The sequence below is a fragment of the Actinomadura darangshiensis genome, assembly GCF_004349235.1.
Lineage (GTDB): Bacteria > Actinomycetota > Actinomycetes > Streptosporangiales > Streptosporangiaceae > Spirillospora > Spirillospora darangshiensis.
On record NZ_SMKY01000143.1, the window covers coordinates 1 to 22,012 of the forward strand.

General features: G+C 74.6%; 23 protein-coding genes. 8 read left to right on the forward strand and 15 right to left on the reverse strand.

Annotated features, from left to right (window positions below):
• From E1293_RS26845 to E1293_RS26855, 3 genes are all read left to right on the forward strand, one after another.
• Nucleotides 1-1,075, forward strand: a 1,075-nt coding sequence (locus E1293_RS26845) for an AMP-binding protein (RefSeq protein ID WP_132200264.1), incomplete at its 5' end; no start/stop codon positions are given.
• A gap of 44 nt (nucleotides 1,076-1,119) precedes the next feature.
• Entirely contained in the window at nucleotides 1,120-2,139 is a 1,020-nt protein-coding gene (locus E1293_RS26850) for a cation diffusion facilitator family transporter (protein WP_132200265.1), read from the forward strand.
• A gap of 254 nt (nucleotides 2,140-2,393) precedes the next feature.
• Nucleotides 2,394-3,737, forward strand: coding sequence for an RNA polymerase sigma factor (locus tag E1293_RS26855; protein ID WP_132200266.1), 1,344 nt, complete (start codon nucleotides 2,394-2,396; stop codon nucleotides 3,735-3,737).
• Between the two features lie 69 nt (nucleotides 3,738-3,806).
• On the opposite strand, the gene E1293_RS26860 is transcribed toward E1293_RS26855, so the two are convergent.
• The 3 genes from E1293_RS26860 to E1293_RS26870 form a co-directional block, all read right to left on the reverse strand.
• The gene (locus E1293_RS26860) at nucleotides 3,807-4,985 is read right to left on the reverse strand and encodes an esterase-like activity of phytase family protein (RefSeq protein ID WP_243716596.1); all 1,179 of its coding nucleotides are present in this window, start codon (nucleotides 4,983-4,985) and stop codon (nucleotides 3,807-3,809) included.
• Between the two features lie 76 nt (nucleotides 4,986-5,061).
• Nucleotides 5,062-5,961 carry an ABC transporter permease gene (locus E1293_RS26865; RefSeq protein WP_132200268.1) on the reverse strand — a complete coding sequence of 300 codons (900 nt, stop codon included), beginning with the start codon at nucleotides 5,959-5,961 and terminating at the stop codon, nucleotides 5,062-5,064.
• 2 nt (nucleotides 5,962-5,963) lie between these two features.
• Nucleotides 5,964-6,947: an ATP-binding cassette domain-containing protein gene (locus E1293_RS26870; RefSeq protein WP_132200269.1), complete on the reverse strand. Its 984-nt coding sequence runs from the start codon at nucleotides 6,945-6,947 to the stop codon at nucleotides 5,964-5,966.
• Between the two features lie 118 nt (nucleotides 6,948-7,065).
• Between E1293_RS26870 and E1293_RS26875 the strand changes: the two genes are divergently transcribed.
• Nucleotides 7,066-7,575, forward strand: coding sequence for a MarR family winged helix-turn-helix transcriptional regulator (locus tag E1293_RS26875; RefSeq protein ID WP_165978408.1), 510 nt, complete (start codon nucleotides 7,066-7,068; stop codon nucleotides 7,573-7,575).
• On the opposite strand, the gene E1293_RS26880 is transcribed toward E1293_RS26875, so the two are convergent.
• The 4 genes from E1293_RS26880 to E1293_RS26895 form a co-directional block, all read right to left on the reverse strand.
• Nucleotides 7,527-8,270 carry a sirohydrochlorin chelatase gene (locus tag E1293_RS26880; RefSeq protein ID WP_243716598.1) on the reverse strand — a complete coding sequence of 248 codons (744 nt, stop codon included), beginning with the start codon at nucleotides 8,268-8,270 and terminating at the stop codon, nucleotides 7,527-7,529. The genes E1293_RS26875 and E1293_RS26880 overlap by 49 nt on opposite strands.
• Entirely contained in the window at nucleotides 8,263-9,480 is a 1,218-nt protein-coding gene (locus E1293_RS26885; protein ID WP_132200271.1) for a uroporphyrinogen-III synthase, read from the reverse strand. Before E1293_RS26885 ends, E1293_RS26880 begins: the two co-directional genes overlap by 8 nt.
• A complete protein-coding gene (gene nirD, locus E1293_RS26890) occupies nucleotides 9,464-9,856 on the reverse strand; it encodes a nitrite reductase small subunit NirD (protein ID WP_132200272.1) in 393 nt (130 codons plus the stop codon). Before nirD ends, E1293_RS26885 begins: the two co-directional genes overlap by 17 nt.
• Nucleotides 9,857-9,955: 99 nt before the next feature.
• Complete coding sequence (locus tag E1293_RS26895) at nucleotides 9,956-12,079, reverse strand: molybdopterin oxidoreductase family protein (protein ID WP_132200285.1); 2,124 nt, start codon at nucleotides 12,077-12,079, stop codon at nucleotides 9,956-9,958.
• Nucleotides 12,080-12,382: 303 nt separating this feature from the next.
• On the opposite strand from E1293_RS26895, the gene E1293_RS26900 reads away from it, so the two are divergent.
• Complete coding sequence (locus E1293_RS26900) at nucleotides 12,383-12,877, forward strand: NUDIX domain-containing protein (protein WP_132200273.1); 495 nt, start codon at nucleotides 12,383-12,385, stop codon at nucleotides 12,875-12,877.
• A 63-nt stretch (nucleotides 12,878-12,940) separates the two neighbouring features.
• On the opposite strand, the gene E1293_RS26905 is transcribed toward E1293_RS26900, so the two are convergent.
• On the reverse strand, nucleotides 12,941-13,189 hold the full coding sequence (locus E1293_RS26905) for a hypothetical protein (RefSeq protein WP_132200274.1): 249 nt from the start codon (nucleotides 13,187-13,189) through the stop codon (nucleotides 12,941-12,943).
• Between the two features lie 194 nt (nucleotides 13,190-13,383).
• On the opposite strand from E1293_RS26905, the gene E1293_RS26910 reads away from it, so the two are divergent.
• Nucleotides 13,384-14,757 carry a nitrate/nitrite transporter gene (locus E1293_RS26910; protein WP_132200275.1) on the forward strand — a complete coding sequence of 458 codons (1,374 nt, stop codon included), beginning with the start codon at nucleotides 13,384-13,386 and terminating at the stop codon, nucleotides 14,755-14,757.
• Here E1293_RS26910 and E1293_RS26915 read toward each other — a convergent pair.
• Together E1293_RS26915 and E1293_RS26920 are read right to left on the reverse strand one after the other, a co-directional pair.
• On the reverse strand, nucleotides 14,705-15,427 hold the full coding sequence (locus E1293_RS26915) for a maleylpyruvate isomerase N-terminal domain-containing protein (RefSeq protein ID WP_132200276.1): 723 nt from the start codon (nucleotides 15,425-15,427) through the stop codon (nucleotides 14,705-14,707). The genes E1293_RS26910 and E1293_RS26915 overlap by 53 nt on opposite strands.
• Nucleotides 15,428-15,607: 180 nt before the next feature.
• Nucleotides 15,608-16,024 carry a plectin gene (locus E1293_RS26920; RefSeq protein WP_132200277.1) on the reverse strand — a complete coding sequence of 139 codons (417 nt, stop codon included), beginning with the start codon at nucleotides 16,022-16,024 and terminating at the stop codon, nucleotides 15,608-15,610.
• Between the two features lie 131 nt (nucleotides 16,025-16,155).
• On the opposite strand from E1293_RS26920, the gene E1293_RS26925 reads away from it, so the two are divergent.
• On the forward strand, nucleotides 16,156-16,722 hold the full coding sequence (locus E1293_RS26925; protein WP_132200278.1) for a TetR/AcrR family transcriptional regulator: 567 nt from the start codon (nucleotides 16,156-16,158) through the stop codon (nucleotides 16,720-16,722).
• A 15-nt stretch (nucleotides 16,723-16,737) separates the two neighbouring features.
• On the opposite strand, the gene E1293_RS26930 is transcribed toward E1293_RS26925, so the two are convergent.
• The 3 genes from E1293_RS26930 to E1293_RS26940 all read right to left on the reverse strand — a co-directional run bounded on the left by E1293_RS26930 (nucleotide 16,738) and on the right by E1293_RS26940 (nucleotide 19,576).
• A complete protein-coding gene (locus tag E1293_RS26930; protein WP_132200279.1) occupies nucleotides 16,738-17,379 on the reverse strand; it encodes a LutC/YkgG family protein in 642 nt (213 codons plus the stop codon).
• On the reverse strand, nucleotides 17,376-18,785 hold the full coding sequence (locus E1293_RS26935; protein ID WP_132200286.1) for a lactate utilization protein B: 1,410 nt from the start codon (nucleotides 18,783-18,785) through the stop codon (nucleotides 17,376-17,378). Before E1293_RS26935 ends, E1293_RS26930 begins: the two co-directional genes overlap by 4 nt.
• A 62-nt stretch (nucleotides 18,786-18,847) precedes the next feature.
• Nucleotides 18,848-19,576: a (Fe-S)-binding protein gene (locus E1293_RS26940; RefSeq protein ID WP_132200280.1), complete on the reverse strand. Its 729-nt coding sequence runs from the start codon at nucleotides 19,574-19,576 to the stop codon at nucleotides 18,848-18,850.
• A 279-nt stretch (nucleotides 19,577-19,855) separates the two neighbouring features.
• On the opposite strand from E1293_RS26940, the gene E1293_RS26945 reads away from it, so the two are divergent.
• Entirely contained in the window at nucleotides 19,856-20,059 is a 204-nt protein-coding gene (locus tag E1293_RS26945) for a DUF5999 family protein (RefSeq protein WP_132200281.1), read from the forward strand.
• A 100-nt stretch (nucleotides 20,060-20,159) separates the two neighbouring features.
• Here E1293_RS26945 and E1293_RS26950 read toward each other — a convergent pair whose 3' ends face one another.
• Together E1293_RS26950 and E1293_RS26955 are read right to left on the reverse strand one after the other, a co-directional pair.
• Entirely contained in the window at nucleotides 20,160-20,777 is a 618-nt protein-coding gene (locus E1293_RS26950) for an alpha/beta hydrolase family protein (RefSeq protein WP_132200282.1), read from the reverse strand.
• Between the two features lie 58 nt (nucleotides 20,778-20,835).
• Complete coding sequence (locus tag E1293_RS26955) at nucleotides 20,836-21,948, reverse strand: tetratricopeptide repeat protein (RefSeq protein ID WP_132200283.1); 1,113 nt, start codon at nucleotides 21,946-21,948, stop codon at nucleotides 20,836-20,838.
• Nucleotides 21,949-22,012 lie beyond the last annotated feature (64 nt).

Here is a 22,012-nt window from a genome sequence, read left to right on the forward strand (position 1 = left end):
CTGCCCCCTCTCCCCCGGCCTGCCCGCGCCCGCGCTCCGCGGCCTGCTGGACGCGCTGGCCCCCGACGCGATCCGCACGCCGGACGGCCTGTCCCCGCACCGCCCGCCCGGGGGTCACGTCCCCGTCGGCGAGGGAACCGCCGTGCTGATCGCCACTTCCGGGTCCACCGGCACGCCCAAGTTCACCGAGCTGACGGCCGCCGCGCTGCGCCACTCCGCCGCCGGCACCCTCACGCGGATCGGGGCCGCGCCCGGCGACCGCTGGCTGTGCTGCCTGCCGACCAGCCACATCTCCGGCGTCCAGGTCCTCGTCCGCTCCCTCGCCGCCGGCACCGAGCCGGTCATCATGCCGGGCTTCGACCCCGCCGCCGTCGCCGCGGCCGGAGGCGTCCACGTCTCGCTCGTCCCGACCCAGCTGCGCCGGCTGCTGGACGCCGGCGCCGACCCGGCGCGGCTCGGCGCGATCGTGCTCGGCGGCGCCGCCGCCTCCCCCGGCCTGCTCGCCGAGGCCCGCGGCCGCGGCGCCCGCGTGTTCACCACCTACGGCATGAGCGAGACCTGCGGCGGCTGCGTCTACGACGGGACGCCCCTGCCCGGCATGCGGTTCGCCCTCGGCGACGGCGGCCGGATCCGCCTCGCCGGCCCGTCCCTGTTCGCCGGCTACCGGCTGCGGCCCGAGCAGACCGCCGAGGCCAGGGACGGCGAATGGTTCGTCACCCAGGACCTCGGCGCGGTCGAGGACGGGCGGCTCCGCGTCCGCGGCCGCCTCGACGACGTGATCAACACCGGTGGGGAGAAGGCCGTCGCGGGCGAGATCGCCACCGTCCTGTCCCGGCACCCCAAGGTGCGGGACGTGGTCGTCGTCGGGCGGCCCGACCCCGAATGGGGCGAGCGGGTCACCGCCGTCGTCGTCCCCGCCGCGTCCGCCCTGCCCGAACTGCCCGAACTGCGGGCCTTCGTCCGCGAGGTGATGCCCGCGTACGCCGCGCCCCGCGAGCTGGAACTGGTCGAGGCCATCCCGCTGCTGGCGTCCGGAAAACCCGACCGGGCCCGGCTGCGCGCTCCCGCCCCCTAGCGCCCCCGCGCATGGCAGGGTGATCGGCTGGGGAGGGGACGACCATGGCGGCACAGCACGACGAGCAGGAGAACGGGCCGGAGAACGAGAGCGGCCTCACCGTCGCGCTGGCGTTCGCCGCCAACCTCGGCATCGCCGTCGCGAAGATCGTGGCGGCGCTGATCACCGGCTCGGCGTCGATGGCGGCGGAGGCCGCGCACTCCATCGCCGACACCTTCAACGAGGTGCTGCTGATGGTCGGGCTGCGCCGCAGCGGGCGGCCCGCCGACCGCCGGCACCCCCTCGGGTACGGCAAGGAGCGCTACATCTGGACGCTCCTCGTCGCCGTCGCGATCTTCGGGATGGGCGCGCTGTTCTCCTACTACCAGGGGATCCAGACCTTCACCGGGCACCGGGGGGCGGCCGAGTCCGACCCGCTCATCGGCTATGCCGTCCTCGGGGTGGCGTTCGTCCTGGAGGGGATCTCCTGGCAGCAGGCGTTCCGGCAGGTCCGCGGGGCCGCCCGGGAGGAGGACCTGCCGCTGATCGCCTACATCCGCCGCACCGACGAGCCCACCGCGATCAGCGTCCTGCTGGAGGACTCGGCCGCCCTCATCGGCCTGCTCATCGCGTTCGGCGGCCTCGGCCTGCACCAGCTCACCGGCTCGGCCGCCTGGGACGGCGCCGGCTCCCTGCTCATCGGCGTGCTCCTCACCGTCGTCGCGCTCATCCTCGGCCGCATCAACCTGAACCTGCTGATCGGCTCGCAGGCCGACCCGCGGATCGTCGCCGACGTCCGCGCCCGGCTCGGCGCGGCGCCCGAGGTGGAGTGGGTCGTCGACATCGTCACCGTGACGTTCGGCGCCGACCGCGCGCTGGTCTGCGCCCGGCTGGACTTCCGCGACTCCCTCACCGCCGGCGACGTCGAGCGCGCCTGCGTCCGGATGGCGCACGAGCTGCGCGACGCGCACGAGGAGATCGACGAGGTCTTCCTCGAACCCGTCCCCCGCGACGACGCGGAGCTGCGCGAACGCGTCATCGCCCGGTACGGCCGGACGCTGCGGCCGAGGGGTTCGGACACGTAGTGGCCTTCGTCACGGCGCCACCGCCAGGGCCCTTTACGCAGTAAGGTTAAATCAGGATGATCCGGACAGTGTGAAAGCCCGTACCGGGGGCACCACGACCTCCTGGATCGCTCTCCCACGATCCCCCGCGGAGCGCCGGCGGCACGGCGCCGGGAACAATAGGCCGGTCTTGCGACGTTCCGTTAAGTGCGTGCGCCAGAAGCGAACTAGAGATCCGCGCCGCACTCACACACCGAAGGGAGGGGGGTGTCTCCATGCCGCGAAGCGCCGTCGAGACCCCGCTCACGGAGTCGGCGGGCCCCGCGCTCAACGACCTCCTGAAGCGTGGCCGCGCCCAAGGGCGCCTCTCGCTCGACGAGGTGAGGGGGGCCTTCGAGACCGCCGGCATCAGTCCGGCCCAGGGCCGTTCCATCCTGCGCGAGCTGTCCGAGGCCGGCATCAGCCTGGCCGGCGAGGCCGACACCGTCCGCAAGATGGCCGCGGCCGCCGACCACTCCGGCGGGGAGACCGCCCAGGGCACGCCCGGCACCGGCAAGAAGCGCGCCCCCCGCAAGGCCGCCAAGGACGCCCCCAAGCGGGCCGGCACGCCCGCGGCGCGGTCCGCGGGCAAGGACGACGCCCCCGCCGACGAAGGGTTCGAGGTCAACGAGGTCGAGGTCGAGCCCCCGGCCGACCTGGACGACCAGTCCACCGGCATGGGCGACTCCGTCCACACCTACCTCAAGGCCATCGGGCGCCGCCAGCTGCTCACCGCCGAGCAGGAGGTCGACCTCGCCAAGCGCATCGAGGCCGGGCTGTACGCCGAGCACAAGCTGGAGAGCGAGGACCTCTCCCCCGCCGTGCGCGCCGACCTGGACTGGGTCGCCGCCGACGGCCGCCGCGCCAAGGCCCACATGCTGGAGGCCAACCTCCGGCTCGTGGTGTCGGTCGCCAAGAAGTACTCCGACCGCGGCCTGTCGCTGCTGGACGTCGTCCAGGAGGGCAATCTCGGCCTGATCCGCGCCGTGGAGAAGTTCGACTACTCCAAGGGCTACAAGTTCTCCACCTACGCGATGTGGTGGATCCGGCAGGCCATCCAGCGCGGGTTCGCCGACTCGGCCCGCACGATCCGGCTGCCCGTGCACGTCCTGGAGATGCTGAGCAAGCTCAGCCGGATCGAGCGCGACATGCACCAGCGGCTCGGCCGCGAGCCGACCCCCGAGGAGCTGGCCGCCGAGCTGGACAAGAGCCCCGAGCAGGTCCGCGAGCTGCTGCGCACCAGCCGGCAGCCGATCAGCCTGGACTCCACCATCGGCGAGGACGGCGAGACCCGCATCGGCGACCTCATCGAGGACACCGACAGCCCCGAGGCGTCGGAGCTGGTGGACCGGCAGCTGATGGCCGACCAGCTGCGCCGCACCCTCGACATCCTGTCGCCGCGCGAAGCCAAGATCATGGCGATGCGGTTCGGGCTGTACGACGGGACGCCCCGCACGCTGGACGAGATCGGCAGGGCCCTCGGGCTGACCCGCGAGCGGATCCGGCAGCTGGAGAAGGAGTCGCTGTCCAAGCTGCGGCACCCCAGCAACGCCCGCCCGCTCCTCGACTTCGCCGTCTGACCCCGCCGGAAGCGGGCGGAAGGGGCCGGACCGGCCATGGTCCGGCCCCTTCCGCTTTCCGGCCGCCGGTCAGCAGCCCCGGACGGCGAAGGCCAGGAACTCGGTGACCTCCCGCGCGTCGAAGTTGTCGTCGGAGCCGGTCACCAGCGTGCACTCCCCCGTCTTCAGGCGCGGACCCCACGCCAGCGACTCCAGGTTCTGCGCCGGGTCGGCGTAGCGGCCGAGGTCGGCGACGAGCCGCTTGCGCACCGGACGGAACCGTGCGCCCTCGGCGAGGCTCTCGCGGTGCAGCACGTCCGTGGCGCCCCGCACGTCGAACTCGTACAGCTTGACCTTGTAGCCGACGCCCTCCAGCCAGGACCGCTCCAAGGCCAGGAACCGGTGGCCGCCGACGGCGAGGATCTCCGAGACGCCGCTGTCGGCGATGCCCGCGGGCGGCTTCGGCGCGGCCGGGAGCCGGTCGACGGGATAGGCGTACTGGGCGCGGGCGCGGCCGCCGCGATCCCACAGCGTGAGCCTGGTGAGGGCGCCGTGCCGCACCGTCGGCGCGTCGCCGTCCTCGTAGCGGGGGCCCTCGACCATGGCGGCGATGCCGTGCGGCGTGAACGTCAGCGCCTCGAAGCCGTAGTTGCGGCGCGGCCCGCGGTGCTCCGCGGTGAGCCTGAGCCCGGCCGGGACGTCCAGCCGCCCGGCGTACCGGCCGTCCCGCCGGGCCCAGCCCAGCGACATCGGCGACAGCGGGATGCCCTTGTGCGTCTCGTCCGGGCGGTCGCCCTCGCTGCCCCACAGGACCCGGCGGGTGCGCGGGTCGAACCGGATCGTCTCCGGGTCGGCCGACCCGGGCTCGCCGAAGCCCGGGTAGGGGCTGCCGTCCGGCCGCCTCAGCGTGGTCACCCCGGTGATCTTGACGCCCTCGAACGCGCCGGTGGCCCGGTCGATGTCGAGGCGTCCGGTGTAGAACCGGGCCGGATCGTAGCGCCACCGGTCGTCGGAGACGAGATACCAGGTGCCGGTACGGGGGTCGCGGTCGATGCCCGACAGCCCGCCGACCGTGGTGTCCTTGAACTTCATCATGTGCGGAAGGCGCCGCTCCCCGAGGAACCGCGTGATCCGCAGGCCCTTCCCGGGGGCCTCGCCGCCGTCCGCGGCGGCCATTGCCGGCGCCCCGGTCATCGCCGCGAGGACGGCGGCCGTCGCCGCCGCCCCGCGCACCATCGTCCAGTTACCGTTCACGTTGCTCGTCGTCACCCTTCGCATCCGGCCGTGCGCATTGTGTCGCGCAGGGTCAGTATGGGTCATCACGAAGGGTGACGGCGGTGTTCTCTCAGTCGGCGCGGCGGAACTCCAGGATGGCGACGCCCATCAGGCCGACGCCCATGCCGAAGACGATGACGACCTCCAGCCACACCGGCACCACCCAGCCGCCCCACGTGACGCCCGGGTCGAACGTCGCCATGAGCTGCGGGGAGACGTCCAGGTGGGAGAACACCGCGTGCCGCAGCGGGTCGACCGCGTAGGTGAGCGGGTTGAACCGCGTCAGGACGGTCAGCCACGCCGGCAGGCCGCCGAGCGGGTACAGGGCGCCGGACAGGAACATCATCGGCATCATCGCCATCTGCATGAGGCCGAAGAACGACTGCATGCTGGTGATGCGCGCGGCCATCATGACGCCGAACCCGGTCAGCGCGAACGCGCCGATGAACATCAGGCCGAGCATCTCCAGCAGCAGAAGCGGGTCGTAGGGGACGCCGGCGAGGCCCGCGAGCAGCACGATCACCGCGCCCTGCAGGGTCGCGACCAGGGCGCCGCCGATGCACTTGCCGACCACGATCGCGCTGCGGCTCACGGGGGCGACGAGCATCTCGCGCAGGAACCCGAACTCGCGGTCCCACACGATCGACCCGGCGGAGAACATCGCGGTGAACATCACCGACATCGCGCACACGCCGGGGAAGATGAAGGTCTTCAGGTCGACGGTCCCGGCGACGCCGCCGCCGCTGGCCATCAGGTTGGACAGGCCGGTGCCCATGACCAGCAGCCACAGCACCGGCTGGATGAGCCCGGACACCATCCGCAGCTTGTCCCGCCAGAACCGGATCAGCTCCCGGTGCAGGACGATCTTCACGGCGCGCAGGTCCTGCCGCAGGCCGCGCTCGGGCACCCGCACCCGGACGACCCCGGTGGCCGCCTTGTCCGACGGCGCCGTCTCCGCCGTGGTCGCCACGGTCACCTCCTCGCCGCGCGCATCATCACGCGCATCCTGTCGCCGGCGGACGCCTCGGCGTCCCGGATCGTGCTCCCGGTGAACGACATGAAGACGTCGTCCAGCGACGGCCGCGCCACGTTCACCGACCGGATCGGGACGCCCAGCTCGGCGAACAGCCGCGGCACGAACGCCTCGCCGGAGGCGACCGAGAACGTGACGGCGCCCTCCGACACGACGGCCTCCAGGCCGAACCGGTCCCCGATCGCGGCGATCGCGGCCTCGTCGTCGGCGGTCTGGATGCGGATCCGGTCCTCGCCGACGCCCGCCTTGAGCGCCTCGGGGGTGTCGAGCGCGACGATCCGCCCCGAGTCCATGATCGCGATGCGCTCGCAGAACTCGGCCTCGTCCATGTAGTGCGTCGTCATGAAGATCGTGATCTCCTCGGCGTGCTGCAGCCGCCGGATGTACTCCCAGATCGACGCGCGGGTCTGCGGGTCCAGGCCGACGGTCGGCTCGTCCAGGAACAGCACCCGCGGCGAGTGCAGCAGGCCGCGCGCGATCTCCAGCCGGCGCTTCATGCCGCCGGAGTAGGTCTGCACCCGGTCGCCGCGCCGGTCCCACAGGCCGACCATCTCCAGCACCTGCCGGATGCGGTCGCCCGTCAGCGAGCGCGGCACCCCGTACAGCTCGGCGTGGAAGCGCAGGTTCTGCTCCCCCGACAGGTATCCGTCGAGCGTCGGGTCCTGGAAGACGAGGCCGATGTTGCGGCGCACGCCGTCGCGCTCGGCCACCACGTCGTGGCCGGCGACCCGCGCGCGGCCCCCGGTCGGGCGCAGCAGCGTGCAGAGCATGTTGATGGTCGTGGACTTGCCCGCGCCGTTCGGGCCGAGGAAACCGAAGATCTCCCCCGGCCGCACGGCGAACTCGATCCCCCGCACGGCCTCCACGTCGCCGAATCTCTTGGTCAGGCCGTCGACCTCGACGGCGGGTCCCCCGTCCGGCATGGGGCCTCCCTCCGGAATGGAGTGGAACGCCCATATTTTGGGCTATCCAACGGTAGGAGTACCCTATCTCTCACGTCAAGAGAAATATGACCCGCCAAAGAACCGCAGGGAGAAGGACGTGGAGGACCGGCCGGACCCGTTGTACGACTCGCCCAGCTACCTGATGTTCGAGATGGTGCGGCTCGTCCGGCGCACCGGGGCGCAGCTGTTCCCCGGCCAGCCGCGGCTGCCGCACCTGCTCGTGCTGTGGTGCGTGGCGCGGTTCGGGCCGCTGTCGCAGCGCGACGTCGCCGAGCGGCTGCGCATGGACGCCGGCGACCTGGTCGGCATCGTGGACGCGCTGGAGGAGGCCGGCCACGTCGAGCGGCGCCGCGACCCCGAGGACCGCCGCCGGTACGCGCTGGACACCACCGAGGACGGGCGCCTGTTCCTCGGCGCGAGCCTGGACGAGCGCCGCCGCCTCAACGAGATGCTGTTCGAGCCCCTCGAACCCGGCGAACGGCGCCTGCTCAAGGACCTGCTGCTGCGGGTCCTCGCCCACCACGACGAGCGGTTCGCCGCGGGCCCGGAGCCGTCCGGTCAGCAGACCGGCGCCGGGGCCGCGAGCCGGAGCCGGGCCTCGTCGTAGCGCCGCAGGACGAGGCGGGCCGCCGCGTCGTGCGCGCCGAGCGGCGCGGTGACCGCGTCGGCGCCGCAGGCCGCCATCCGGTCGTGGAACCGGCCGGGCGCCAGCAGGTAGGACGCCACGGCCACGCGCCGGGCGCCGTCCGCGCGCAGGCCGGCGACGACCTCGTCCAGCCGCGGACCGCCCGCGGCGACGAACCCGTACGGGACGGGCCGTCGCAGCCGCCGCGCCAGCAGCCGGGCGGCCGCCCGCACGTCGGCGGTGCCCGCCGGGTCGGCGGACCCCGCCGCGCCGAGGACCACGGTGTCCGGGCGCGGCGGGATCCGGGTCCGCGGATCCCGGGTGGGCGGATCCGGGGTCTGCTCGGCCAGCCGGGCGGCCAGCGCGCCGGCGAGCAGCGGGTCCGGGCCGAGCGGCCGGGACGTCACCGCCCCCGGCAGCAGCCGCCCCGCCCGGACGGGGATGTCGACCAGCGCGTGGTAGCCGCGCGCCAGCAGCAGCGGGACGACGACCACCGGGCCGCCGCGCAGCCCGGCCGCCGCTTCCTCCAGGGACGGCCGAGACAGTTCGCCGTACGCCTCGGCGACCCGCAGCCCCGGCCGCAGCGCCCGGATCCGGGCGAGCAGCTCCCGGACCGCGGCGGGCCCGGCCGGATCACGGGTGCCGTGCGCCACCGCCAGCAGCGCGGGTTCAGCCACCGGCGCCCGCCGCCGGGAGCCGGTCGGCGATCCGCGGGTCGCACGCCAGCCGGTAGCCGCGCTTGACGACCGTCTCGACGATGCCGGGGCGGCCGAGGCCGCGCCGCAGCCGCGCCACCGCCATCTCCACCGCGTGCTCGTCGGCCTGCGGGCGGGCGTCCCGGGGCCGCGCGTCCCGCGCCCAGCCGTCCTTGGCCGGGGGCGCGCCGACGAGCCGGCTCGGCAGCACCCCGCACAGCTCCGCCCGCGACACCACATGCCCGGGACGGCGCGCGAGCGCCCGCAGGATCGCCATCGGCGCGGGCGCGATCGGCCGCAGCTGGCCGTCCAGCACGACGGCGTGCCCGCGCAGCTCCAGCGCGAAACCGCGCACCGACAGCCGCCGCGACCGGCGCCGCGGCAGGTCCGACACCAGGGCCCGGACGAGCGCGCCGAGCCTGGCGCGCTCCGGCTGGACGGTCGGGACGTCGCGGCCGGTCAGCGCCTGCGCGGTCACGGGCCCGACGCACGCCGCCACCACGTGGGCCCGCAGCGCCGCCAGGAACGCCTCCTCAAGCCCGTCCTCGGCGGCGACCGACAGCGTCTCGGCGACCGCGGGCGCGCTGGTGAAGGTGATCGCGTCGACCGTCCCGGCGACCGCCTGCCCGACGAGCCGGCGCAGCGGCGTGAAGTCCTCGCTCCGCGACCACCGGTACACCGGGATCTCGATCACCTCGGCGCCGGCGCCGCGCAGCGCCCCGGTCAGCTCCGGCTCGCGCTCCCCGTACAGCTGCACGGCGACGCGGGCGCCGTCCAGGTCCTTCTCCAGCAGGTGCTCGATGACCTCGGCGCACTCCTCCGACTCGGGCGACCAGCGCTCCTGCAGGCCGGCCGAGCGGATCGCGCCGCGCGCCTTCGGGCCGCGCGCCACGATGTCGGTCCCGGCGAGGCGGGCGATGAGGGCGTCCCGCATCCCGTGCCCGTCGGCCGCCTCCAGCCATGCCCGGAACCCGATCCCGGTCGTGACGACCACGTGGTCGAGGGGCCCGCCGACGCAGGCCCGGGTCGCCGCCAGCAGCTCGGCGTCGTCGGCGAGCGGGACGAGCCGGATGGCGGGCGCGAGCACGACCCTGGCGCCGCGCCGCTCCAGCAGCGTCGCGAGCTCCTCGTGGCGGCGGGCCGCGGTCACGCCGACGGCGAACCCGGCCAGCGGTTCACTGCCGGTGCTCATCGGTGAGCGCCACCTCCACCCGGCCGGCGGCGCGGCGGACCGGGAACGCCGGCAGCGCCACCCGGGGATCGTCCAGGCACGCCCCGGTCCGCAGGTCGAACACCTGCTTGTACATGGGGGACGCGACGGTCGGCGTCCCGTCCCTGGTGCCGAGGATGCCGCGCGACAGCACGTAGGCGCCGCTGAACGGGTCGAGGTTCGACAGCGCGTACAGGGTGCCGTCGAAGACCCGGAAGATCGCGACCTGCGTCCCGTCCACCATCGCGCAGGCGCCCCGCTCGGGGATCAGCGCGGTGTAGGGGCAGATGTCGAACCAGCGTGCCGCGGTCCGGCCCGCCCGCTCCCTGACGATCGTCGCTTCGGGTGTCGTGGTCATCGCGCGGCAACCTCCTGGCGGGAACAATCGATGCTCCGATACTCGGCAGGCGCCGTTTCGCGACGGGGTCCCCATTGTCACCGGCGTGTTAAATGGGGCTCACTGCCTGGCGCCGGAGGCGCTCCGGGGGTGTGGGGGCGTCCCCCCTCGATGGACAGGTGTCAGGCGGACGGCGCAGACCTTGAACTCGGGCATGCGTGAGACGGGGTCCAGTGCCGGGTTGGTGAGGAGGTTGGCGCGGCCCTCCCCCGCCCAGTGGAACGGGATGAAGACGGTGTCGTCGCGGATCGCGTCGGTCAGCCGCGCCGCGACGGTCGCGGCGCCTCTGCGGCTCTCCAGCCGGACGGCGGCGCCGTCCTCGATGCCGAGGCGTGCGGCCAGGTCGGGGTGCAGTTCGACGAAGGGTCCCGGTGCCGCCTCGGCCAGCGGGCGGACGCGCCTGGTCTGCGCGCCCGACTGGTACTGGGCCAGGACGCGCCCGGTGGTCAGGTACACGGGGTAGTCGGCGTCCACGTCCTCGGCGGCGCCGGTGTGCTCGACCGGGACGAAGCGGGCCCGTCCGTCCGGGGTGGGGAACCGGTCCAGGTAGGGCCTCGGTGTGCCCGGGTGGTCCGGGGACGGGCAGGGCCAGAACACCCCGCCCTCGGCCTCGATCCGGTCGTAGGTGATGCCGGAGTAGTCGGCGATGCCGCCCGCGCCGGCGCGGCGCAGCTCGCCGAAGACCTCCTCCGGGTCGGTGCTCCATTCCCCCGGCGCCTTGAGCCGCTCGGCGAGGGCGCCGAGGATCTCCAGGTCGGTGCGGACGCCGTCCGGCGGGCGGACGGCCCGGCGCCGCCGCAGGACGCGGCCCTCCAGGTTCGTCATCGTCCCCGACTCCTCGGCCCACTGCGCCGCGGGCAGGACGACGTCGGCGCGGCGCGCGGTCTCCGACGGCACGAAGTCGGCCACCACCAGCAGGTCGAGCGCGCCGAGCCGCTCCTCCACGTCCGCCGCGGCGGGCGCGGACACGACCGGATTGGATCCGAAGACCAGCAGCGCTTTGGGGCCGCCGGCGGTGCCGAGCGCCGACAGCAGCTCGTAGGCCGACCGTCCGGGCCCGGGGAGATCATCGGGGTCGACGCCCCAGACCCCGGCGACGTGCGCGCGGGCGGCCGGGTCGTCGATCCTGCGGTAGCCGGGCAGCTGGTCGGCCTTCTGCCCGTGCTCGCGCCCGCCCTGCCCGTTGCCCTGCCCGGTCAGGCAGCCGTAGCCGGACCCCTCGCGGCCCGGGAGGCCGAGCGCGAGCGCCAGGTTGATGAAGCCGGTGACCATGTCGGTGCCGCGGGCGTGCTGCTCGGATCCCCGCGCGGTGAGGACGTGGGCGCGGCGGGCCCGGGCCAGCAGCCGGACGGCCTCGCGCATCAGCGGGACGGGGACGCCGGTGATGCGTTCGGCGCGTTCCGGCCAGTAGGCGTTCACGACGGTCCGGACGGCGTCGAAGCCGGTGGTGCGGGCGGCGATGTACTCCTCGTCCGCCAGTCCCTCCGCGAGGGCCAGGTGCAGAAGCCCGTTGGCGAGGGCGATGTCGGTGCCGGGCGTGGGCCGCAGGTGCAGGTCGGCCTGCCGGGCGGTGGCGGTACGGCGCGGGTCGACGACGATCAGGGCTCCGCCGTCGTCCCGCATCTCGTTCAGGTGCCGCATGAACGGCGGCATCGTCTCGGCGGGGTTCCCGCCGGCGAGCAGGACGGCGCCGGACGCCGCCAGGTCGGTGACCGGGCCGGGCAGCCCGCGGTCCATCCCGAACGCACGCCCGGACGCCGCCGCGGCCGACGACATGCAGAACCGGCCGTTGTAGTCGATCTGGGACGTGCCGAGCGCGACCCGGGCGAACTTGCCGAGCTGGTAGGCCTTCTCGTTGGTCAGCCCGCCGCCGCCGAACACCGCGACGGCGTCCGGACCGTGCAGGGCCCGCAGCCGCCCGATCCCGGCGGTGATCCGGTCGAGCGCCTCGTCCCAGGTGCAGGGCTCCAGCGGTGCGTCCCGGCGGCGGCGCATCAGCGGCGCGGTCAGCCGGTCCGGGACGGTGAGCAGCTCCGCGGCCGTCCAGCCCTTCTGGCACAGCCCGCCGCCGTTGGCGGGAACGTCCTCGCGCGGGGTCACCCGCACGGTCCCCGTGCCATTCTCGTCGTGCAGGGCCATGCCGCATTGCAGGGCGCAGTACGGGCAGTGCGTAGGAGTCCCCATCATGCGCCGAGAGTCGGCGGACGCCGTTTCGCGGGCGAGTCCCGCAGGTCACCGCGGCGTTAAATGCGGTTCACGGGCCGCGTCCGCCAAGGTCAGGCGCTCGGGGCCCTGGTCGCGGCGGGCTACGGCGACCGGCCTTGACGAGCGCGGGTCAAGCGTTGTCCATCCCAGTCATGGCCATTTCGTCGTTTCTTGTCCCTATACCGCACGGATTAGTGGCGATCAGCCGCTCTCGCGGCTAATGCGGCCCCTATCCCGATACGGCCGGGATCACCGCCCGGTGATCGCGCCTAACCTCGGTACATGCCCGACCTTGCTTACTACGCCTCCCTGCCGCGCGCCCGCGGCGCCGCGGCGGCCCTGCTGCTGGACGACCTCGGGCGGGTCCTGCTGGTCAAACCCACCTACAGCGAGGGCTGGTTCCTGCCCGGCGGGGTCATCGAGGCCGACGAGTCCCCGCTGTCGGCGTGCGTGCGCGAATGCGAGGAGGAGCTCGGCCTCGTCCCCCGCCTGGACGGCCTGGCCTGCGTCGACTGGGGCTCCCCGCGCGACGACGGCGTCGACGCCGTCAACGTCTTCGTGTTCGGCGGCGTCATCACCGGCGAGGAGATCGCGGCGATCCGGCTGCCGCCCGAGGAGCTGTCCGACCACATCCTGGTCGCGCCGGAGAAGATCCCCGAGCTGGCGCCGCCGCACGTGTCCCGCCGGATGGACCCCAGCCTGCAGGCCATGGCCACCGGCCGCGCCGTCTACCTGGAGGACGGCCGGGAGCAGCCCTTCGGCACGGGCGGCGCCTGAGCCCGTTCCCTACACCGGCACCGCGTCCTACACCGGCACCGGCACCGGCACCGGCACCGCGTCCTACACCGGCACCGCGTCCTGGATCGAGCGGGCGTGCTCGGGCTCCGCGGCGCGGGCGCAGTGGGCGCAGCAGTAGAAGTGCCCGCCCACGTCCACGCCGTGCCCCATGATGCGGCACTGGCAGTGCTCGCAGATCGGCGCCATCTTGGTGACCGCGCACTCGAACGAGTCGAACGTGTGCACCTCGCCCTGCGCGTGCACCTCGAACGCCATCGCGTAGTCGTTCCCGCAGACCTCGCAGGTCGCCATCGTCCCCGTCTCCGTTCTCCCGCCGCCTCGCGCTCCTCTGCCTACCCGGGCGCACCCCGGTCTACCCCGCGCCCTCACAGCGGGCGGGACACGCTGTGCAGCGGAGTTATCACCCTCGTATGACCGGATGCACACGCGCGAAACCCCGGGTTCCTACGGTCGGTCCGTCCGAACGACCCCGAGGAGACCGCCTGATGACCGTCACCACCGATGCCGCCCGCCCCGGCCGCGCCCGGCCGCGCACGGGCCGCTGGATCACCGACTGGCGCCCCGAGGACCCCGCGTTCTGGGCGGCCGGCGGCGCCCGGACCGCCCGCCGCAACCTCGCCTTCTCGATCTTCTCCGAGCACATCGGGTTCTCGGTGTGGACGCTGTGGTCGGTGCTGGTGCTGTTCCTCGGCCCCGCCTACGGCATCGACCCGGCCGGCAAGTTCACCCTCACCGCCGTGCCCGCGCTGGTCGGCGCGGCGCTGCGGATCCCCTACACCCTCGCCGTCGCCCGGTTCGGCGGCCGCAACTGGACGATCGTCAGCGCGTCGCTGCTGCTCGTCCCCGCGGTGCTCGCCGCGGTCCTCGTCAGGCCCGGCGTCTCCTTCACCACGCTGCTGGTCCTCGCGGCCGTCGCCGGGGTCGGCGGCGGCAACTTCGCGTCCTCGATGGCCAACATCAACGCGTTCTACCCGCAGCGCCTCAAGGGCTGGGCGCTCGGTGTCAACGCGGGCGGCGGCAACCTCGGCGTCGCCGTCGTCCAGCTCGCCGGCCTCCTGGTCCTCGCCACCGCGGGCAAGGACCACCCCGCGCTCGTCGCGGGCGTCTACATCCCGCTCATCGTCCTCGCCGCGCTCGGCTCCGCCCTCTACATGGACAACCTCGCGCACGTCCGCAACGACGGGCGCGCCATGCGCGACGTCTGCCGCGACGCCCACACCTGGACCATGTCGGTGCTGTACATCGGCACGTTCGGGTCGTTCATCGGGTTCGGCTTCGCGTTCGGCCAAGTGCTCCAGGTGCAGTTCGCGGCCGACTTCGACACCCCGGTGAAGGCCGCGTACCTGACGTTCCTCGGGCCCGCGCTCGGGTCGCTGGTCCGTCCCGCCGGCGGATGGCTCGCCGACCGGCTCGGCGGCGCCAGGGTCACCTTCTGGACGTTCGCCGCGATGGCCGCCGCGGCGGGCCTGGTGCTGGCCGCCTCGCTGCGCGGGTCCCTGCCGCTGTTCCTCACCGCGTTCGTGCTGCTGTTCGTGTTCAGCGGCGTCGGCAACGGCTCCACCTACAAGATGATCCCCGCGATCTTCCGGGCGAAGGCGCGGACCGGCGCCGCGGGCGGCGGCGACCAGGACGCCGCCGAGCACGAGGCCCGCCGCCTCGCCGGCGCGCTGATCGGCATCGCGGGAGCGGTCGGCGCGTTCGGCGGCGTCCTGGTCAACATCGCCTTCCGGCAGTCGTTCCTCACCTACGGCACGGGCGACGGCGCCTACGTCGCGTTCATCGCCTTCTACGCCGTGTGCTGCGCCCTCACCTGGCTGGTCTACCTGCGGAACCGCCCGGGGAGGCCGGCGGGCGTCTGACCGCCTGCCGGGCCGCGCGCCGCCGCCGCGTCCGGCCGGTCCCCTCCCCCGGGTCCGGCCAGCGCGGCGACCGGCCCGACGAGCGCAGCACGGCCTCCCACGCGTCCCCCCGCTCCAGCGGCAGGTGCGGGACGCCCCAGTGCCACGCCGACACCAGCAGGTCCGGGTCGCGCGGCCGGTAGTCGGCGCCGACCGCGCGGGCCATGTCCCAGGCGTGCAGATGCCACTCCACGCAGGCGGCGCCCGCGTGGTCGCCGACCGTGTACTTGGTGCCGCGGTAGATCAGATGCGTCCGGTCCCACATGTCGGGCATCAGGTCGGCGTACGCGCCCGCCGACACCCCGAACGCCAGGATCCGCTCCGGCCCCGGCTCCGGCGGCAGCACCGCCAGCTCCGTCGCGTTCTGCCGCGCCTGCTGCCTGATCAGCACCGCCGACGCCGCCTCCTGCGCGAACAGCTTGGCCAGCCGGCTGTCGGGCGCGTCCTGGAGGTACTCCAGGAAGTTCTCCGCGACGCACCGCAGGTGCCCCGCGAGGTCGATCAGCTGCCAGTCGGCGCAGGGCGTCGGCACGTCCCAGTCCCCGGCGGTCTCCGCCAGCCCGCGGATCGCCGTCACCCCGTCCTGATAGGACTCAAGGACGCGGCCCCGGTCCGGCGGCGTGCGCTCCACGTGACATCCCCCAACGTCCAGAGCACCGTGTGCCCCCTACGCCGGGACGCGTCCGCCCGCCCGTCACGGTGTGCGACGTTCGGCGCGGGGCACCCCCGGCGTTCCCCGAGAGGGCAGACTGTCAAAGTTCGGTGGCCGGTGCCACCCGGTGACGCCGTGTCGTCACACGTCCCGGACGGCTCAGACGTGCACGGTCGGCTGCGTCCGGAACGCGAGGCGGTGCGCCTCCCGCGCGGTGCGCAGGCGGTCGACCTCGTCGGTCCACGGGTGCACCGCCGGGCGCGCCTTGGCCTTGCGGTAGGCGATCTCCGCGGCGCGGCGCGCCTTGGCGTCCTGCGTCTCCGCCGAGTACACCTTCGGGCCCATCGCGACCCGCTCGGACGCCTCGGCGGCGGCGAGCGCCGCCGTCATCGCCTGGTCGAACGCGACCGTCGCCTCGCGCAGCTCCGGCTCGGGGACGTCCGCGGCCTGCGCGTCCCGCAGCGCCCGCTCCGCCTCGCCGGCCGCCGCCAGCCGGTCCTCGTACTCGGCGGCCAGCCGCTGGTCGGCCTCGTACGGCTCGGCGACGTCCTTGCTCACCCGGCGGCCCAGCGGCATGGTGGTACTCCCTCGACGGTCGTGCTGTGTCCGGTCGTGCGTGTCCGATCGAGGTAAGCGTACGCGGGACCCCGGCGTGTTGTGGCGGCGGACACCCGGCTTCGGCCCTTTACGTAGTAAGGTGCATGCTCATGGTCCGGCAGCCCAGCATCAACGCCCAGCACCGCACACCGCTGTCCACCGAGCGGATCATCGAGGCGGCCCTGCAGATCGTGGACGGCCAGGGACTCGGCCGCCTCACGATGCGCCGCCTCGGTGACGCCCTGGAGGTCGAGGCGATGGCGATCTACCACCACCTCCCCCGCGGCAAGGAGCAGCTCCTCGACGGCCTCGTCGCGCATGTCGCCGCCGCGCCCGCCGACGAGGCGGCCACCGGGCGCTGGCAGGACGTCCTGCGCGCGTGGGCCGGCGGCTACCGCGGCCGGCTCCTCGCCCACGCGGGCGTCCTCCCACTGGTCGTGACGCGCCGCAACCCCGCCGCGCTGACCGCCACGGCCGCCTCGCTGCGGGAGGTCCTCCGCCGCGGCGGCATCGCCGAGGACCCGGCCTCGGTCGCGGCCCACACCCTCCTCGGCTACGTGATCGGCCACGCCGCGCTGGAGGTGCGCGGCACGAACGAGGACGGCGCCGACCGCGCCGTCGACTGGGACACCCGCTTCGCCGCCGGACTCGACGTCGTCCTCGGCGGCGTCCGCTAGGCGTCCGCCGGTCCTCTAGTCCTCGACGACGAGGACCTCCAGGTGGCGGGGGCCGTGGGCGCCCTCGACCCGGGCCGCCTCGATGCCGTACGTGGCGGACGGGCCGCTGATCCACGTCAGCGGCCGCGCCGGATCGAGCCGCCCGACCGCCTCCGGGACCGTTCCGACGATCTGGTCGGCGTGCACCACGCACAGGTGGTAGCCGGGGACGAGGGTGAGCGCCCGCCTCCCCTGCGCCCGGCCGCCGTCCAGGACGACCGTGCCCGTCTGGGCGACGGCCAGCGCGCAGCCGGTGACGGAGCCGTCCGCCGCGGCGAGGGTGTCCAGGTCGAGGGCCGGGGTGTCGGCCAGGGCGCGGACGCCGTCCAGCTCCGCGAGCCACCCGAACGGCAGGTCCGCCGGGACGACGATCTGCTTGGTCTCGCGCCCCCACAGCGCCGCCGCCACCGCGGTGCCCACCTCGTCCGCGCCGACGTGCCGCACCGCCGCGCGGTTGTCGGCGACCCGCTCGGTGAACAGCGCGACCACGTCGGCCCTGGACTCGGCCTCCGCCTCGGTCAGCCGGCGGGCGTACCCGCGCGGCACCGGCGGGCGCACGCCGCGGTCGCCGCCGAGCGCCTCGCGGACCCGCCGCAGCACCTCCTCGCGCGAGCTCACGTGCGCGTCCTGTCCCACCAGGCGCGGAAGCTCTCCGCCGGGGGCGCGGGAAGGTCGCGGGCCTCCGTCCACTTGCCGAGCAGGCCCGGGAGGCGGCGGATCCGCCCGCCGCGCGACAGCAGCCGCGCCCAGCGGGTGCCGCGCCGCAGTGCCGCCTCGTACCGGCGCGGGTCGCCCATCGTCCAGGCGAGGCCGCGCATCAGCGCCATCTCGGGCGTCGGGACGGGACGCCGCCGGCGCGACTCCACCACCTTCCCGCGCAGGTGGACCAGCACGTCCGGGATGTCGATCAGCACCGGGCAGACGTCGGCGCAGGCGCCGCACAGCGTGGACGCGTACGGCAGCGACGCGTTCGCGGCGCTCTCCACGCCGCGCATCAGCGGGGTGAGGACCGCGCCGATCGGACCGGGATGGACCGGTCCGTAGGGGGTTCCGCCCGTCCGCTCGTAGACGGGGCAGACGTTCAGGCACGCCGAGCAGCGGATGCAGCGCAGCGCGGTGCGCCCGGTCTCGTCGGCGAGGGCCTTCGTGCGGCCGTTGTCGAGCAGGACGAGGTGGAACGCGCGCGGACCGTCGCCCGGCGTCACGCCCGTCCAGGACGAGACATACGGGGTCATCCGGTCGCCGGTCGACGAACGCGGGAGAAGCTGGAGGAACACCTCCATGTCATCCCATGCGGGGACGACCTTGTCGATACCGGCGACGGTGATCAGCGTCTCGGGGATCGTGAGGGACATCCGCCCGTTGCCCTCGGACTCCAGCAGGACGACCGTGCCGCTCTCGGCCACCAGGAAGTTCGCGCCGGTGACCGCGACCGGGGCGCGCAGGAACCGGTCGCGCAGATGCAGGCGGGCGGCGGCCGCCAGCGCCTCCGGGTCCGCGGCCGGATCCGGCCCGGCCGCCGGGACGGCGCGCCCGAACAGCTCCCCGATCTCCGCGCGGTCGCGGTGGGCGGCCGGCGACAGCAGGTGGGAGGGGGTGTCCTCGCCGAGCTGGACGATCATGTCCGCGACCGCGGTCTCCCGGACGGTGACGCCCATCCGGGCCAGCGCGTCGTTCAGGCCGATCTCGCGGGTCGTCGCGGACGCGGCCTTGACGACCTCCGCCGCACCCGCCGCACGCACCAGCCCGGTGACCACGCGGCGCGCCTCGGCCGCGTCCGCCGCCCAGTGCACCACGCCGCCGGCCTCGGTGACGGCGCGCTCCAGCTCCGCGAGGTGGGTGTCCAGGTTGAGGAGCGTGTCGTCCTTGATGGCGCGGCCGGCCTCGCGCAGGTCGTCCCAGTCGGCGGGTTCGGCGGCCGCCGCGGCCTCCCGCTCCCGCAGCGCGGCGGCCGCGCCGCGCAGGTTGCGGCGCGACCGGGTGTCGGCCAGCGCGGACCGGGCGGCGGTGGCGAACTTCGGCATCGGCAGCGGCACGGGCGCGCTCGTCCGGGGGGAGGACGGCGTCGTCCCCGGGGAGGAGGCCGTCACGACGGCCCCGTCTCGGCGAGGATCTCCGCCAGGTGCATCGTCCGGACGCCGCCGCGCAGCCGCGACAGCGCGCCGCCGATGTGGGCGAGGCACGCGTCGTCGACCGCGCACACCACGTCCGCGCCCGTGTCGCGGACGTGCCTGACCTTGTCGGCGACCATCGCGACCGACACGTCGGCGTTCTTCATCGCGAACGCGCCCCCGAACCCGCAGCACTCGTCCGCGGCGGGCAGTTCGACCAGGTCGAGGCCCTTCACCGCGCGCAGCAGCCGGAGCGGCCGGTCGCCGACGCCGAGGACCCGCAGGGACTGGCAGGACGGGTGGTAGGTGACCCGGTGCGGGAAGCAGGCGCCGACGTCGGTGACGCCCAGGACGTCGACGAGGAACTCCGACAGCTCGTGGACGGCGAGGCCCTCGGCGGCGCGGGCCAGGCCGGGGTCGCGGGCCGTCCGGGCGATCTTCGGGTAGGCGTCGCGGACGGTCGCGGCGCACGACGCGGACGGCGCCACCACCACCTCGCAGCCCTCGAACGCGGCGGCGTAGGAGCGGGCCAGGCCGGCGGCCTCCCGGTGGTAGCCGGCCGTCCAGTGGATCTGGCCGCAGCACGTCTGGCGCGGCGGGAACACCACCTCGTGCCCGAGCCGCTCCAGCAGCACCGCGGCGGCCTTCCCAGTATCGGGGAACAGCGCGTCATCGAAGCACGCGACGGACAGCGCGACCCGCACCGGCCTCACTCCCCCCACGCCCGGCAAAGCCCGTTCACCGCCGAACATCGTAGAGGTTTCGGCTCCCGGCGGCGTGTCGTTCTTCGCCCGTTATCGCGCAGGAGGGACGCTATTGCCTGGCACCTCGGAGTGAGAGGGATCACAGCCGTCCGGTACTCCGGTACCAACGGACAACCGTCCCAACGGGCTATAGCCGGTGAAGGCGAACCACTCCACACTGGGGTGCGTCAATAAAGGAAAGCACCACGACCTACCAGTAGTTGAGACCGGAGGCACACGATGTGCCCGCACCAGCCGCCCTGTCCTTCCCACAACGCACCCGACCGCGACGCCGCCCGCACGCTGGCCTCGCACCCCGAGCAGGGGTGGAGCCTGCTGTGCAACGGTGTCGTGCTGTTCGAGGACACCGGTGAGCTGCTGCCCGACGGGGGAGTCATCGCACCGCACCGGCCGACGGACCTGCAGGCGCCGTCCGCCGCTTGAGCGGTCTCCACGGGGGGACTAGTTCAAACGGGTGATCATCCTCGGGGGCACGCCCACCCGTCCTTGACCTCCGGGCCCGCACCGGGCCCGGGGCCGTCTTCTACTCCCGGCCCGTCCGCTGCGGACGGGCCGCCCACATCTTCAGCCACGGCTCCACCACCCGGCCGACCGCCGCGGGGTCCTTGCCCAGGTCGTGCCGCTCCCCCGCCAGCACCGCCACCTCCGCCGCGTCTCCCTTGCCCGGCACACCGAACGGATCGCGGTCGCCGTTGACGACGAGGACCTCGGCCCCGGCGCCCCGCAGCTCGTCCACCCGGGTCTTCTCCGGCCTGCCGGGCGGATGCAGCGGGAACGCCAGCGCGACGACGCCCGCCGCCCCCGCGTCCGCCGCCGTCCGGCACGCCACCCGCGCGCCGTTGCTCCGGCCGCCCTGCACGAGCGGGACGTCCCCGAACCGCTCCCGCAGCGCCCCGATGACCTCCAGCCACGCCTCGTCCTGCTTGACCGGCGAGCCGGGCGCCCGGCGCCCGGCGAGCCGGAACGGCTGCATCACCCGCGCGACGGCGCCGCCGAGCCCGAGCGCGGCCGCCCGGACGGCGAGCAGGTCCGGCGCGTCCACTCCCCCGTTCGACCCGTGCGTCAGGACCAGCAGGAACGCGGGATCGGCGACCTCATCCAGCGTCACCTCGGCCGGCCCGTGCGCCGTGGACACCTCCATGCACACACCGTAGCCGCCGCAGCGTCAAGGGCCGCGTCCTCCCCCGCGCCATCGGCGGCTAGCTCTCAGGCCAGTTGGGGACGGGGGTGCCCATCGCCAGGCGGAGCCGCTCGGCGAAGCTCTCGTGCAGCAGCGGGCCCCACGCGTAGTCGCTCGGCACCCGCACCGCGTTGCCGAGCAGTTCCTGGGTCTCCCCCTCGCGGCGCTCGGCGTACCGGACGGCGAGCAGCGCGTACATGTGGTCGAGGGCGCCGAACGCCTCGCCCGTGAGGGCGGGCAGCGTCCCGTCCGACACGGCCTGCTCGACGACCGGCTCCCACCACAGGTCGCCGGTGTCGCCGTCGTCCTCGCCGAAGTCGCGGCGGAGCCGGGCCCGCACCTGACCCGCGATGCCGGGCTCGGCGAGCCCGCGCCGCCACACCTCGCCCGCCTCGCCGGCGCGCCCGCGCAGCGGCAGCGTCCGCGCCAGCAGCTCGGTGGCCAGCGGCCCGACCTCCGGGTCGGCGGGCTCCTCCCCGAGCGCCGCGCCGAACGCGCCGATCGCCTGGTCGAGGTAGGAGATGCCGAGCGCGACGGCGAGCCGCGCGTACGCGTACGGGGCGGTGCCGCGGTCGATCAGTTTGAGCGCGGCGGTCAGGATCCGCTGGGCCCGGGCCGGGTCGCCGCGCTCCAGCAGCCGCTGCGCGAGGTCGTGCGCGGCGGGCGGCGCGTACTCGGCGTCCCCGGTCCCGATCACCGCCTCCCAGTGCTCCCGCGCGGCGGCGAAGTCGCCCGCGTCGTCGGCGATCCGGGCGAGCGCCAGGTGCGCGGGCGGAAGGTAGGCGGGGTTGCCGAAGTCGACCACGACCCGCCAGGCCGGCGCCGCCTGCTCGTGCTCGCCCGCCCGCTCGTGGGTGAGCGCGAGATGGTAGGCGGCGCGGGGCCCGTACTCGGGGTCGGCGGTCGCGATCGCGGCCCGGTCGGCCTCCCTGGCCCGCTCCACGTCGCCCGCGTCGTCCAGGACGACCGCGAGGCCCAGCGCGGCCTGGGCCCGGCTGGGCGTCTCGCCGAGCGCCAGCACCTTCTGGAACAGCCGCGCCGCCCGCTCCGCCTCGCCGTTCTCGGCGAGGTTCCGGGCCTCCTCGCACATCCGCGCCGCGTCGTCGGAAACCGCGTCCGGGGACTCGCTCATCGCTCTTCTGCCCTCTGGGGGTCGGGGTCGGCAAAGAGACTAGCGACCCCGCCCCCCAGAGGGC

Bases quoted from the DNA above. Each gene is read 5' to 3' on its own strand.
- E1293_RS26925 (WP_132200278.1), top strand. From the start codon at position 16,156: ATGGTCCGGCAGCCCAGCATCAACGCCCAGCACCGCACACCGCTGTCC.
- nirD (WP_132200272.1), bottom strand. From the start codon at position 9,856: ATGACCACGACACCCGAAGCGACGATCGTCAGGGAGCGGGCGGGCCGG.
- E1293_RS26905 (WP_132200274.1), bottom strand. From the start codon at position 13,189: ATGGCGACCTGCGAGGTCTGCGGGAACGACTACGCGATGGCGTTCGAG.
- E1293_RS26950 (WP_132200282.1), bottom strand. From the start codon at position 20,777: ATGGAGGTGTCCACGGCGCACGGGCCGGCCGAGGTGACGCTGGATGAG.
- E1293_RS26910 (WP_132200275.1), top strand. From the start codon at position 13,384: ATGACCGTCACCACCGATGCCGCCCGCCCCGGCCGCGCCCGGCCGCGC.
- E1293_RS26900 (WP_132200273.1), top strand. From the start codon at position 12,383: ATGCCCGACCTTGCTTACTACGCCTCCCTGCCGCGCGCCCGCGGCGCC.
- E1293_RS26885 (WP_132200271.1), bottom strand. From the start codon at position 9,480: ATGAGCACCGGCAGTGAACCGCTGGCCGGGTTCGCCGTCGGCGTGACC.
- E1293_RS26945 (WP_132200281.1), top strand. From the start codon at position 19,856: ATGTGCCCGCACCAGCCGCCCTGTCCTTCCCACAACGCACCCGACCGC.
- E1293_RS26920 (WP_132200277.1), bottom strand. From the start codon at position 16,024: ATGCCGCTGGGCCGCCGGGTGAGCAAGGACGTCGCCGAGCCGTACGAG.
- E1293_RS26935 (WP_132200286.1), bottom strand. From the start codon at position 18,785: ATGCCGAAGTTCGCCACCGCCGCCCGGTCCGCGCTGGCCGACACCCGG.
- E1293_RS26850 (WP_132200265.1), top strand. From the start codon at position 1,120: ATGGCGGCACAGCACGACGAGCAGGAGAACGGGCCGGAGAACGAGAGC.
- E1293_RS26855 (WP_132200266.1), top strand. From the start codon at position 2,394: ATGCCGCGAAGCGCCGTCGAGACCCCGCTCACGGAGTCGGCGGGCCCC.
- E1293_RS26870 (WP_132200269.1), bottom strand. From the start codon at position 6,947: ATGCCGGACGGGGGACCCGCCGTCGAGGTCGACGGCCTGACCAAGAGA.
- E1293_RS26895 (WP_132200285.1), bottom strand. From the start codon at position 12,079: ATGGGGACTCCTACGCACTGCCCGTACTGCGCCCTGCAATGCGGCATG.
- E1293_RS26955 (WP_132200283.1), bottom strand. From the start codon at position 21,948: ATGAGCGAGTCCCCGGACGCGGTTTCCGACGACGCGGCGCGGATGTGC.